The following is a 13,444-nucleotide window of genomic DNA, read 5'->3' on the forward strand; positions in this document are numbered from 1 at the left end:
GCCCGGTTACATTCCGAACCCGGAAGCTAAGCCTCACAGCGCCGATGGTACTGCAGGGGGGACCCTGTGGGAGAGTAGGACGCCGCCGAACAATTCTTCTGAAAAGCCCCTTCCCATCCGGGAAGGGGCTTTTTGCGTTACCCTCTGCCAATGCAGAACCTGACCCTGACCTGGCAGTCCGCCGGGGCTGCCGCGATCGGTCTCCACACGGGCGCGTACGTCGCGGCGAAGGGGCGGAAGCCGGCGCTGTCCGCGCTGCTGCGGGAGGCCGGCACGCTGCTGGCGCTGTTCGCGCTCTGGCAGCTGGTCGGGCATCTGTCGGTGATGAGTACGGACCACGCGCTGGACCGTGCGAGCTGGATCCACCATACCGAGCAGGTGATCGGGCTGCCGGACGAGGCCTCCTGGCAGAAGGCGGTCACGCCCTACCCGGTGCTGGTGAGGCTGGCGAACTACTACTACGCGGTCATGCACTTCGCCGTGATGCTCGTCGTCCTGCTCTGGGTGTTCGTGCGGCACCGCGAGCGCTACACGTGGGTGCGCAACACGGTGGTGATCACGACCGCGGTCTGTCTGCTGGTGCAGTTCATCCCGGTGGCGCCGCCGCGGATGCTGCCGGAGAGCGGCTTCGTCGACGTGGCCGCCCAGTACGGGCAGTCGGTGTACGGCGGCGCGGTCGGCGGTGTGGTGGTGGCCGACCAGCTGTCGGCGATGCCCTCGGTGCACGTCGCCTGGTGCGTGCTGGCGGCGGTCGCGGTGATCCGGGTGTCAGGCAGTTCACTGCGGTGGATGATGGTGCTGCATCCGGTGTTGACGGTGGCGGTGGTCGTGGTGACGGCCAACCACTTCTGGTTGGACGGCATCGTGGCCGTGGCGATCCTGCTCCTCGCCTACTCCGTGCTGGCGTTGGCGGCACGCCGACGGGGCCGGGTCTCCGTGGGGACGGAGGTCCGGCCCCGCGGCACCGCCGAGGAGCGGCTTGAGCAGGTCACCTGAGCGGCAGGGCGACCTTCCCCCAGGCGCCGTTGCTCAGCGCGGAGGTGGCCCAGTACCAGGCGGCGAGCCCGGACACGGCCGCGATCCAGCCGGCGGCCTTGCCCAGCCCGCCGTAGCCGCCGAAGGTGGCGATGGCGGAGAGCAGAAGGGAGGCCGTCAACAGGCCGTAGACGACGCGGCTGAGCAGGTTCGCGCCCCAGCTCGCGGCGGTGAGGGTGAGTGCGAGCAGGGCCCACAGCAGCAGGAAGAGGCCGGCGGCGTTCTTGCCGGCCCCGCCGGCCGCTGACCAGGTCGCCCAGAAGGCGCCGAGGCTGGTGAAGGCGGTTCCGGTGAAGCCCTCGCCGCCGCGGAGCTGCCAGAGGCCCGCGATGAAGAGGGTTGCGCCGCCGAGCAGATGGGCGAGGTGGGCCGCGTTCCCGACTCCGACGCCGTGCAGGACGCCGGTCGAGAGCAGGCCGTAGGCGAGGAGTGTCAGGCCGAGCGCGAGGTAGCCGAGGTTACTCGCGTCGGCGCCGGTGGATCGGGCGTTCGTTGCCCCGGTAGCGTCGTTGCTCACCGGAGGCTCCTTTCACTCTGGGCGCGCGCAGGGCGCGGTGACGCCGTGGTGTCGTCAGGAGGAGTGGAGGCGGGTGGAGAGAGCGGATGCGCGCGACCGCGCCGAGGGCGCACGGCGGTGAGCGTGCGCGGGCCGCGGTCGGAGGTGATGGGCCGTCGGACGTGTCGGGCCTGCGGAGAACCCGCTGGTCGCGTCCCCGGCCGGGGGAAGTCCCGGTGAGATCGGTCTACCCGACCCGGCCCGCTTGTACCATTGTGAATATAACAATTTGTGACTGCGTCAGTACGGCATGAGCCGCGGGGGTCTCACTCCTTGCGCTGGGTGGGCACCCGCAGGGTCAGGATCGCCATGTCGTCTGACGGCGGCTCCGGGGCGAAGCGCTCGACCGCGCGCTGCACCCGTGCCGCGACCGCGCCGGCGGTCAGGCCGGTGCAGCCGGTGAGCACCTCGGCGAGGCCGTCGTCGCCCAGCATCCGGCGGCCCTCGCGGCGTTCGGTGACCCCGTCGGTGACGCAGAGCAGGACCTCGCCGGGGGCGAGCACCAGGTGTTCGGCGGTGAGGTCGAGGTCGTCCATGACGCCGAGCAGCGGCTGCGGGGTGGCGGCGCGGTCGACCTGGCCGTCGGTGCGCAGTCGCAGCGGCAGCGGGTGGCCGGCGCAGACCAGGGAGAGTTCGGTGCTGCCGTCCGGGCGGGGCGTCAGCTCGCCGTAGAGCAGGGTGAGGAAGCGGCTGCGCGCGCCCTCGTCCAGGATGGCCGCGTTGAGTCGGCGCAGCACCTGCGGGGCGTCCAGGCCCTCGCGGGCGAGCAGCCGCAGCGAGTGCCGGGCCAGGCCGGTGACCGAGGCGGCCTCGGGGCCGGTGCCGCAGACGTCGCCGATGGCGAAGCCGTAGGTGCCCTCGCGGATGGTGAACAGGTCGTAGAAATCGCCGCCGACCTCGTTGCCCTCGCCGGCCGCCTGGTAGTAGACGTCCACCTCGACGCCGGGGATCTCCGGAAGGTCCGGCGGGAGCAGGCTGCGCTGGAGGGCCTGGCTGGTGGCGGTGCGCTCGGAGTAGAGGCGCGAGTTGTCCAGGGCGAGGGCGGCCCGGCGGGAGAGGTCCTCGGCGAGTTCGAGGATCTCCTGGCGGAACCGGACGCCGGCCGGGACGCCGAGCGCCAGCAGGCCGATCACGCGGTTGCGGGCGGTCAGCGCGAGGACGACGGTCTCGCCGAGCAGGCCGGCGAGTTCCGGGCCGTCGGTGAGGCCGCCGGCCTCGGCGGTGTCGGTGGGGGCCGTCCAGAACCGGACGCCGTGGGTGGGGCCGGCCTCCGGGACGGGGGTCTTGTCGAGCAGGTCGCGCAGCGGGTCGATGCGGTCCTCGTCCTCGTGCAGGACGAAGGCGAGCCGGGCCGGGGAGGAGTGGTCGGCGGTGGTGTAGACGGCGCACCAGGAGGCGAGGGTGGGGACGGCCATCTGGGCCATCAGGGCGAGGGTCTGCTCGTGTTCGAGGGTGCCGGCCAGCAGGTCGGAGGCCTCGACCAGGAAGGAGAGCGAGCCGCGGCGGAGCCGTTCGAGCTCGGTCAGCCGGGTGCTCTCGACGGCGAGGGCGACCCGGTCGGCGGCGAACTGGAGGCGCAGCGCGTCCTCGTTGTCGTAGCGGCCCGGCACGGCGGCGGCGATGCCGAGCGAGCCGATCAGCCGGCCCTCGACCTTGAGCGGGACGGTGATCAGGGAGCGCATGCCGCTGTCGGAGAGCAGCGGCAGGCCGGTGGGCCGGGCGGAGAGGTCCTCGTGAACGGAGGGCAGCCGGGCGGAGTCGTAGCGGTTGCCGGTCCCGACCGGGAAGCGGGCGTGCCGGCGGTGTCCTGCGGTGAGGCCGGTGGCGGCGCGGACCTCGAACTCGGCCTCGTCGTCCGTGGTGAGCAGCAGGTACGCGGCGTCGCCGTCGAGCAGGTCGCGGGCGCGTTCGACGGTGCGCTGGAGCAGGGTGTCGAGGTCGTCGGTGGCGACCGGACCGGCCAGCAGGTCGAGCCGGGAGCCGGCCTGCTCGGGGCGCTCGCCGGGCAGGGCGCGGGCGGGGGAGCGCAGCACCGCTCTGTCGGGTTCGAGGACGAGCAGACAGAGCGTGGAGGGGACGCCCTCGGTGTCGCGCAGCCGGACCTGGACGCCGTACACCTCGACCTCGCGGCCGTCCTGGCGGCGGATGCCGTAGCCGCCCTCCCAGCGGGCCATCCGCAGGGTGTCGGTCAGATCGAGGCCGCGGGCCGGGGGCTGCGGCCAGACCGCGAGGTCGGCCCAGGGACGGCCGAGGACGGCGGCGGCGGGGTACTGGAAGAGGGCCTCGGCGTCCGGGTTCCAGGCCAGCACCCGGCCGTCCTCGTCGAGTTGGACGACGGCGACGTGCACCGGTCCCGGGCCGCTGGGCAGGTCGCTGCCGGGGGTGGCGGGAACGGCGTAGCGGGTGCCGAGCACGTGTGCGGGCAGGGTGAGGCGGAACCAGACGGTCTTGCGGCCGGCCGCGTACTCGACGCCCCACCGTTCGGCGAGGGCGGAGCACATCAGCAGGCCGCGGCCGCCCTCGCCGTCCGGGTCGGCGTAGCGGTCGGAGTCGGTGACCGGACCGTCGCCGAGCGAGGGCAGGCCGCGCTCGGGGTGGTGGTCGGTGACCTCGATCCGGACGCTCTCCTCCTCGCGCAGGCAGCAGACCTCCGCGGCGGTGCCGGCGTGCACGACGGCGTTGGTGACGAGCTCGCTGACCAGCACGACCGCGTCGTCGACGACCTCGGGCAGGCCCCAACCGAGCAGCGCGTCCCGGACGAAGCCCCGCGCGGCGGCCGCGGACCGGCCGTCGGGGTCGAAGGTGGCGGCTGCGCGCGCGGTGACCACGTTGCCACTTCTCCTCTGCTGCTCTTGCCCTGGCTGTCCGGGGTGCGGCGCCGAATCCCCGTGCGCGCCGTCGGGGTGCTCGGCGGCGCTGGGTCGGGTCGTGGCCCGGTGCAGCGCTCCACCCTACTTTCCGCTTGGTTCCCCGTGGGGGCGGGGAGTCGAAACAGGCACCAGAGGGTGATTCTGCCCACCATGTTTCGGACGGTGCGGTACCAACCGAGCGCAACCGGCCGTGCACCCAATGCCAGTGCTGCCAGACTGGGGGGTCCGCGACGGCCCGTGCGAGCAGTACGGTCGTGTGGGTGCCGGCGCGTCGAGGGCCGCCGGTACGCAGCCCAGCCGGGTCGGTGCCCGGGTGCGTGCCGCACCGGCACGGCCGGTCACCGGACAGTTCACGATGTGGGAGGGGCCCGTTGAGTTCGGCCACCAAGGACGCAACCGGAACGACGCCGCCCGCTCCGCGCGGTGGGCGCCCCGGGGCCGTGCCGCGGAACGCGGCCGGCCGCCGGGCGAGCCACAACCGTGGCGCGGAGCCCGCCGAGCTGCGCAAGCTGCTGTCGGCTCTGACCGCGATGCGGGACGGCAACTTCCGCCGCCGGCTGACCGTCCCGGGGGACGGGCCGCTGGCGGAGATCGCGGCGGTGTTCAACGAGGTCGCCGAGCGCAACCAGCACCTGACCGGTGAACTGGCGCGGGTGCGGCGGGCGGTGGGCCGCGAGGGTCGGCTGAACGAGCGGCTGGAGACCGGCGCGGGCGAGGGCGCCTGGATGGCGGCGGTCGACAACTGCAACGCGCTGATCGACGACCTGGCCCGCCCGATGGCCGAGGTGGGCCGGGTGCTCACCTCGATCGCCGAGGGCGACCTGGACCAGAAGATGGAGCTGCGCTCGCTGCACAGCAACGGGGTGAGCCACCCGCTGCGTGGCGAGTACCTGAAGATCGGGCGGACCGTCAACGGACTGGTGGACCAGCTCTCCGAGTTCACCGACGAGGTGACCCGGGTGGCCCGCGAGGTCGGCACCGAGGGCAAGCTCGGCGGCCAGGCCAAGGTCCGCAGCGTGTCCGGCAGTTGGAAGGACCTGGCGGACTCGGTCAACACCATGGCGGGCCGGCTGACCGCCCAGGTGCGCAACATCGCCCAGGTGACCACGGCGGTGGCCAAGGGCGACCTCTCCCGCAAGGTCACCGTCGAGGTGGCCGGCGAGATGCTGGAGCTGAAGAACACCGTCAACACGATGGTGGACCAGCTGAACGGATTCGCCGCCCAGGTCACCGCGGTGGCCAGGGACGTGGGGACGGAGGGCCGGCTCGGCGGTCAGGCCCAGGTGCCGGGCGTGGCCGGGGTCTGGCGGGACCTGACCGACTCGGTGAACTTCATGGCCGACAACCTGACCGGCCAGGTGCGCAACATCGCCCAGGTGACCACGGCGGTGGCGCGCGGGGACCTCTCGCAGAAGATCGAGGTCGACGCGCGCGGCGAGATGCTGGAGCTGAAGAACACCGTCAACACGATGGTCGACCAGCTCTCCGGCTTCGCCGAGCAGGTGACCAGGGTGGCCCGCCAGGTGGGCACCGAGGGACGGCTCGGCGGTCAGGCGCAGGTGCCCTGGGCGGCCGGGGTCTGGCGGGACCTGACCGACAACGTCAACTTCATGGCGAACAACCTCACCGATCAGGTGCGCAACATCGCCCAGGTGACGACCGCGGTCGCCAAAGGCGACCTGTCGCAGAAGATCCAGGTGGACGCGCGCGGGGAGATCCTGGAGCTGAAGAACACCATCAACACGATGGTGGACCAGCTGGGCGCGTTCGCGGACGAGGTCACCCGGGTCGCCCGGGACGTCGGTACCGAGGGCATCCTCGGCGGCCAGGCCAGCGTGCCCGGCGTGGCCGGGATCTGGAAGGACCTGACCAACTCCGTCAACCTGATGGCCAACAACCTGACCAGCCAGGTGCGGAACATCGCCGAGGTGACCACCGCGGTGGCGCGCGGCGACGTCTCCAAGAAGATCACCGTCGACGCCCGGGGCGAGATCCTGGAGCTGGTGACCACCGTCAACACCATGGTCGACCAGCTGTCGGCGTTCGCCGACGAGGTGACCAGGGTCGCCCGCGAGGTGGGCACCGAGGGCATCCTGGGCGGCCAGGCCCGGGTGCGCGGGGTGTCGGGCATCTGGAAGGACCTGACCGACAACGTCAACTTCATGGCGTCGAACCTGACCGGACAGGTGCGCAACATCGCCGAGGTCGCCGGTGCGGTGGCCCGCGGCGACCTCTCCAAGAAGATCGCCGTCGACGCGCAGGGCGAGGTGGCGGCGCTCGCCGCGACCCTCAACACCATGGTCGACCAGCTGTCCTCCTTCGCGGTGGAGGTCACCAGGGTGGCCCGCGAGGTCGGCACCGACGGCACCCTGGGCGGCCAGGCGAGCGTGCCGGGCGTGGCCGGGATCTGGAAGGACCTGACCGACAACGTCAACCAGATGGCCAACAACCTCACCGGTCAGGTGCGGAACATCGCGCTGGTGATCACCGCGGTGGCCCGCGGCGACCTCTCGCAGAAGATCGACGTCGACGCGCGCGGCGAGATCCTCCAGCTCAAGACGAACATCAACACCATGGTCGACCAGCTCTCGGCCTTCGCCGACGAGGTCACCCGGGTCGCCCGCGAGGTGGGCACCGACGGACGGCTCGGCGGCCAGGCCCGGGTGCCCGGCGTGGACGGCACCTGGCAGGACCTCACCGAGTCGGTGAACGAGCTGGCCAACAACCTGACCCGGCAGGTGCGCGCGATCGCCCAGGTCGCCACCGCGGTCACCAGGGGCGACCTGAGCCTGCGGATCGACGTGGACGCCGCGGGCGAGCTCGACGAGCTCAAGGACAACATCAACCAGATGATCGCCAACCTGCGCGAGACCACCCGCACCAACCAGGAGCAGGACTGGCTCAAGACCAACCTGGCCCGGATCTCCGGCCTGCTCCAGGGCCGCCGGGACCTGGAGGCGGTCGCCTCGCTGATCATGACCGAGCTGACCCCGGTGGTCTCCGCCCAGCACGGCGCCTTCTTCCTCGCCCAGCCGGCCGGCCGCACCGCCGAACTGATCACCGAGGACGACGACGAGAACGACACCGTGCTGCGCCTGATCGGCAGCTACGGCTACCAGCGGCGGGCGATGCCGACCACCTTCCGGCCCGGCGAGTCGCTGATCGGCCAGGCCGCGGTGGAGAAGCGGGCGATCATCCTCAAGGAGGCGCCGCCCGGGTACCTGAAGATCGCCTCCGGGCTCGGCGAGGCCTCCCCGGCCCACATCGTGGTGCTTCCGGTGCAGTTCGAGGGCCGGCTGCTGGGCGTGATCGAGCTGGCCACCTTCAGCTCCTTCACCACCGTCGCGCTGGACTTCCTGAACCAGATCGCCGACCTGATCGGCGTCACCGTCAACACCATCAGCGTCAACACCAAGACCGAGGGCCTGCTGCTGGAGTCCCAGCGGCTGACCGCCGAACTCTCGATGCGGTCCGCCGAGTTGGAGGCCCGCCAGGAGGAACTGGAGCGCACCAACGAGGAGTTGCAGGAGAAGGCCGAGCAACTAGCCCAGCAGAACCGCGACATCGAGATCAAGAACGGTGAGATCGAGGAGGCCCGGCAGGTCCTGGAGGAGCGTGCCGAGCAGCTCGCCCTGGCCTCCCGGTACAAGAGCGAGTTCCTCGCCAACATGTCGCACGAGCTGCGCACCCCGCTCAACTCGCTGCTGATCCTGGCCAAGCTGCTCTCCGACAACAACGAGGGCAACCTCTCGCCCAAGCAGGTGGAGTTCGCCGACACCATCCACGGCGCGGGCTCCGACCTGCTCCAGCTGATCAACGACATCCTCGACCTGTCCAAGGTCGAGGCCGGCAAGATGGACGTCCGCCCGGCCCGGATCGCCCTGGTCCAGCTGGTCGACTACGTCGAGGCGACCTTCCAGCCGGTCGCGCTGGACAAGAGCCTGGACTTCGCCGTCCGGGTCTCGCCCGCCCTGCCGGTCACCCTGCACACCGACGAGCAGCGGCTCCAGCAGGTGCTGCGCAACCTGATCTCCAACGCGGTGAAGTTCACCGACTCCGGAGCCGTCGACTTCTCGATCCGCCCGGCGGGCCGGGAGGTCCCGCAGCACGTGCGCGAGCGGCTGCTGGAGTCCGGTTCGATCAAGGGCCCGGACGACGAGCTGATCGCCTTCGCGGTCTCCGACACGGGCATCGGCATCCCCGGCAACAAGCTGCGGGAGATCTTCGAGGCTTTCAAGCAGGCCGACGGCACCACCAGCCGCAAGTACGGCGGCACCGGCCTCGGCCTGTCCATCAGCCGCGAGATCGCCCGGCTGCTCGGCGGCGAGATCCACGCCGAGAGCGAGCTGGGCAAGGGCTCCACGTTCACGCTCTACCTGCCGCTGCGCACCGAGGCCCCGGAGACCGTCGGCGAGCCGCGCCAGGGCGCGCCGAACGGCCTGACGCCGCGCGCCTCGGTCGGGGTGACCCCGGTGGGCCTGCCGGTGCCGGTCGGCGAGAACCCGGCCGACCACTGGGCCCAGGAGGTCCGCGAGCTGGCCGAGGAACGCCGCCGGGGCGCGCTGGAGCGCCGCCGCAGCGCCGCCCTGGAGAGCGCCGCCGGACCGCGGACGGTGGAGCCCGCCCCGCCCCGCCCGGTCGACGGGGGCCGCCGCTTCGACGGCCAGCAGGTGCTGATCGTGGACGACGACGTCCGCAACGTGTTCGCCCTCACCAGCGTGCTGGAGCAGCACGGCCTGACCGTCCTGTACGCGGAGAACGGCCGCGAGGGCATCGAGATGCTGGAGCAGCACGAGAGCGTGGCGCTGGTCCTGATGGACATCATGATGCCGGAGATGGACGGCTACGCGACCACCGAGGCGATCCGCCGGATGCCCCAGTTCGCCGGCCTGCCGATCATCGCGCTGACCGCCAAGGCGATGAAGGGCGACCGGGAGAAGTCGCTGCAGGCGGGCGCCACCGACCACATCACCAAGCCGGTGGAGACCGACCACCTGCTGTCGGTCATGCACGAGTGGTTGAGCGGGAACCGCGCGTGATCGCGAAGGGAGGAGTGACCCCGGGCCGGGCTCCGGGGTTCACTCCGGCCGGGCGGTCGGTTTGCTGGCGGTCGGGCCCGGGAACCGGGTAGGGTCACCGATCGTTGCGAACAGTGACCGGACGGCGACACGCTGCTGAGCGTGCGCCGGAGCACTGGCAGCGCGCCGCTCCGGATCGGTCACGACGGGGCGATGTGCCGGGCGAGGGGGTGCGGCTAGCATGACCGGGGTAGCGGTGGGCAGTACGCGGGTGCCTGCACCGGGCGGCAGGCAGGCGACAGGAGGGCGAGCCCTGATGCAGAAGGCCAAGATCCTCCTGGTCGACGACCGACCGGAGAACCTGCTGGCGCTGGAGGCGATCCTCTCGGCCCTGGACCAGACACTGGTCCGCGCGGCCTCCGGTGAGGAGGCGCTGAAGGCGCTGCTCACCGACGACTTCGCGGTGATCCTGCTGGACGTCCAGATGCCGGGGATGGACGGCTTCGAGACCGCCGCCCACATCAAGCGCCGCGAGCGCACCCGGGACATCCCGATCATCTTCCTGACCGCGATCAACCACGGTCCGCACCACACCTTCCGCGGCTACGCGGCCGGCGCGGTGGACTACATCTCCAAGCCCTTCGACCCGTGGGTGCTGCGCGCCAAGGTCTCCGTCTTCGTCGACCTGTACGCGAAGAACTGCCAGCTGAAGGAGCAGGCGGCGCTGCTGCGCCTGCAGCTGGAGGAGGGCGGCGACGGGCAGGCCCTCGGCGGCGCGCTGCTGGGCGAGCTGTCCGCGCGGCTGGCGGCGGTCGAGGAGCAGGCCGAGGCGCTCGGCAAGCAGCTGGACGGCGGCGAGGACGCCGGGGTGGCCGCCACCGCCGCGCACCTGGAGCGCAAGCTCGCGGGGCTGCGCCGGGCCCTGGACGCGATGCGCCCGGGCAGTTCCTGATTCCTGCCGCCGGTTCACCCCTCCGGGTGGTCTTGATGCGGCGACCGGGTGAATCCCGGTCAGGGTGACGGTGTGTCTGCGACACGTCCGGGCGCCCGGCCTCGGGCACATGTGCACTGGTCGCCCGCCCCGGTAGGCTGCTGACCCATGGCCACTCGCACGCCCGGGAACGCAGCACGTAAGACGAGTCCGGGACCGTCCAAGAAGGCCGCGGCGAAGGCACCGGCCAAGCCGCCCGCGAAGAAGGCGGCGGCGAAGAAGGCGGCTCCCGCGAAGCGGACGGCGGCCAAGTCGGCCCCGCCCGCCCCGAAACCGTCCAGGTCGGTGCTGATGGGCGCGCTCAACGCGCTGGGCAGCCCGATCGCCGCGATCTTCCGGGGCTTCGGCGACGGTGCCAAGAACCTGCACCCGGACCACCGCAAGGACGGCGTGGGCCTGCTGCTGTTCGCGCTCGCGCTGGTGACCGCGGCCGGCACCTGGTTCACCCCGCAGGGCTGGCTGGGCGAGGGCGCCACCGCCGTGGTGTCCGGGCTGTTCGGCCGGCTCGACGTACTGGTGCCGTTCCTGCTGGCCGCGATGGCGATCCGGCTCTGGCGCCACCCGGAGCTGCCGGAGGCCAACGGACGGATCATGATCGGGCTGAGCGCGCTGCTGGTCGGCGTCCTCGGCCTGGTCCACATCGGCTGCGGCGCGCCCATGATGGGCAGCGGCGCCTCCCGGATACGGGCGGCCGGCGGGATCATCGGCTGGGCCGCGTCCACCCCGATGATGGCCGCCGCCGGGCCGGCGCTCGCGGTGCCGCTGCTCCTGCTGCTGGCGTTCTTCGGCCTGCTGGTCGTCACCGCCACGCCGATCAACCGGATCGGCGAGCGGGTGCGGGGGATCGGCATACGGCTCGGCGTGGTCGAGCCCAGGCCCGAGGACGAGCTGCACTGGGGGCGCACGCCGGAGCGCGAGCCGTCCACCGACCCGCCGGAGGACGCCGACCCCGACGCGCTGCCGTTCACCGTGGACACGGACGGCGACGACCCCTCGGACGAGGTGGCCGCCCGCCGTCGCCGCCGCCGGCGCAAGCAGACCGAGGAGCCGGAGGACGCCGAGCGGATCTCCCTGGACAAGGAGCCGCTGGACCCGTACGCCACCCGCGACCTCGCCGCCGGCGCGGCCGCCGACCTGGACGGCGCGTTGGTCTACGGCGTGCCCGCCTCCTCCGCGGTGGCGGACATGATGCACCAGGTGCAGGACCGCACCGCACCGCCGGAGGAGCCCGCCGTCCCGGCCGCCCGCAGCGGTGGCCCGGGCGCGCCCGAGGAGCACGGCGCGGCGCCGGTGCGGATGGAGCAGCTCCAGCTCGGCGAGGGCATCACCTACGCCCTGCCCTCGCTGGACCTGCTGGAGCGCGGCGGCCCGGCCAAGGCCCGCAGCGCCCTCAACGACGAGGTGGTCGCCCAGCTCACCGGCACCTTCTCCGAGTTCAAGGTGGACGCCAAGGTCACCGGCTTCACCCGGGGCCCGACGGTCACCCGCTACGAGGTCGAGCTCGGCCCGGCCGTCAAGGTGGAGCGGATCACCGCGCTCGCCAAGAACATCGCGTACGCGGTGGCCAGCCCGGACGTGCGGATCATCAGTCCGATCCCGGGCAAGTCCGCGGTCGGCATCGAGATCCCCAACCGGGACCGCGAGATGGTCAACCTCGGCGACCTGCTGCGCTCGCGCACGGCCGCCGAGGACACCCACCCGATGGTCGTCGGCATGGGCAAGGACGTCGAGGGCCACACGGTGATGGCCAACCTCGCCAAGATGCCGCACATCCTGGTGGCCGGCGCGACCGGTGCGGGCAAGTCGTCCTGCATCAACTGCCTGATCACCTCGATCCTCGCCCGGGCCACCCCGGACGAGGTGCGGATGGTGCTGGTCGACCCCAAGCGGGTCGAGCTGACCGCGTACGAGGGCATCCCGCACCTGATCACGCCGATCATCACCAACCCCAAGAAGGCCGCCGAGGCCCTCCAGTGGGTGGTGCGCGAGATGGACATGCGCTACGACGACCTCGCGGCGTTCGGCTTCCGGCACGTGGACGACTTCAACGCGGCCGTGCGGGCCGGAAAGGTCACCCCGCCGCTGGGCAGCGAGCGCGAGCTGACGCCGTACCCGTACCTGCTGGTGATCGTCGACGAGCTGGCCGACCTGATGATGGTCGCGCCGCGCGACGTCGAGGACTCGGTGGTCCGGATCACCCAGCTGGCCCGCGCGGCCGGCATCCACCTGGTGCTCGCCACCCAGCGGCCCTCGGTGGACGTGGTCACCGGCCTGATCAAGGCCAACGTGCCGTCCCGGCTGGCCTTCGCGACCTCCGCGATGGCCGACTCCCGGGTCATCCTGGACCAGCCCGGTGCGGAGAAGCTGATCGGCAAGGGCGATGCGCTCTTCCTGCCGATGGGCGCGAGCAAGCCGATCCGCATGCAGGGCGCGTTCGTCACCGAGGCGGAGATCGCCAAGGTGGTGCAGCACTGCAAGGACCAGCTGACCGCCGTCTACCGGGACGACGTGACGGCCGGGGGCGGGCCGAAGAAGGAGATCGACGAGGAGATCGGCGACGACCTGGACCTGCTGATCCAGGCGGCCGAGCTGGTGGTCTCCACCCAGTTCGGCTCGACCTCGATGCTCCAGCGCAAGCTCCGGGTCGGCTTCGCCAAGGCCGGCCGGCTGATGGACCTGATGGAGTCGCGCGGCATCGTCGGACCGAGCGAGGGCTCCAAGGCCCGCGACGTGCTGGTCAAGCCGGACGAGCTGGACGGGGTGCTGATCACCCTTCGGGGTTGACGGACCGGGCCGTGCGGGGCCCGGCCCGTGTCCTGACCCAGGTGTCACTCGTTCGGAGGAGGGTAGGCGCCGTGAGGGGAACCGAACGTCCGTACGTCGCGTCACACGGCGGAAAGCGGACGCCGGGTTCCCGGCGCGGCTCGGCTGACGCGTCAGCGGAGTGTCGGACCCAGGTCGGACAGGGCGCGCG

6 protein-coding genes and 1 rRNA gene are annotated in these 13,444 nt (G+C 72.0%); 5 read left to right on the forward strand and 2 right to left on the reverse strand.

Annotation, left to right across the window (positions count from 1 at the left end; all coding sequences use genetic code 11):
- Both rrf and ACWDBB_RS21020 read left to right on the forward strand, forming a co-directional pair.
- A 5S ribosomal RNA gene (rrf, locus tag ACWDBB_RS21015) occupies positions 1-91 on the forward strand; the annotation flags it as partial.
- Between the two features lie 59 nt (positions 92-150).
- Positions 151-996, forward strand: coding sequence for a phosphatase PAP2 family protein (locus tag ACWDBB_RS21020; RefSeq protein ID WP_449791051.1), 846 nt, complete (start codon positions 151-153; stop codon positions 994-996).
- Here ACWDBB_RS21020 and ACWDBB_RS21025 read toward each other — a convergent pair.
- Together ACWDBB_RS21025 and ACWDBB_RS21030 are read right to left on the reverse strand one after the other, a co-directional pair.
- Positions 989-1,552 carry a GPR1/FUN34/YaaH family transporter gene (locus tag ACWDBB_RS21025; RefSeq protein ID WP_449791052.1) on the reverse strand — a complete coding sequence of 188 codons (564 nt, stop codon included), beginning with the start codon at positions 1,550-1,552 and terminating at the stop codon, positions 989-991. The two genes, ACWDBB_RS21020 and ACWDBB_RS21025, sit on opposite strands and share 8 nt — an antisense overlap.
- Before the next feature lie 305 nt (positions 1,553-1,857).
- Complete coding sequence (locus ACWDBB_RS21030) at positions 1,858-4,419, reverse strand: SpoIIE family protein phosphatase (protein WP_449791053.1); 2,562 nt, start codon at positions 4,417-4,419, stop codon at positions 1,858-1,860.
- A 482-nt stretch (positions 4,420-4,901) separates the two neighbouring features.
- On the opposite strand from ACWDBB_RS21030, the gene ACWDBB_RS21035 reads away from it, so the two are divergent.
- From ACWDBB_RS21035 to ACWDBB_RS21045, 3 genes are all read left to right on the forward strand, one after another.
- On the forward strand, positions 4,902-9,500 hold the full coding sequence (locus ACWDBB_RS21035) for a HAMP domain-containing protein (RefSeq protein WP_449791114.1): 4,599 nt from the start codon (positions 4,902-4,904) through the stop codon (positions 9,498-9,500).
- A gap of 292 nt (positions 9,501-9,792) precedes the next feature.
- On the forward strand, positions 9,793-10,431 hold the full coding sequence (locus ACWDBB_RS21040; protein WP_392883744.1) for a response regulator: 639 nt from the start codon (positions 9,793-9,795) through the stop codon (positions 10,429-10,431).
- Between the two features lie 147 nt (positions 10,432-10,578).
- Complete coding sequence (locus ACWDBB_RS21045; RefSeq protein ID WP_449791054.1) at positions 10,579-13,254, forward strand: DNA translocase FtsK; 2,676 nt, start codon at positions 10,579-10,581, stop codon at positions 13,252-13,254.
- Positions 13,255-13,444: the final 190 nt, after the last annotated feature.

This window comes from Kitasatospora sp. NPDC001095, from assembly GCF_053598615.1.

Bases quoted from the DNA above. Each gene is read 5' to 3' on its own strand.
- ACWDBB_RS21020 (WP_449791051.1), top strand. From the start codon at position 151: ATGCAGAACCTGACCCTGACCTGGCAGTCCGCCGGGGCTGCCGCGATC.
- ACWDBB_RS21045 (WP_449791054.1), top strand. From the start codon at position 10,579: ATGGCCACTCGCACGCCCGGGAACGCAGCACGTAAGACGAGTCCGGGA.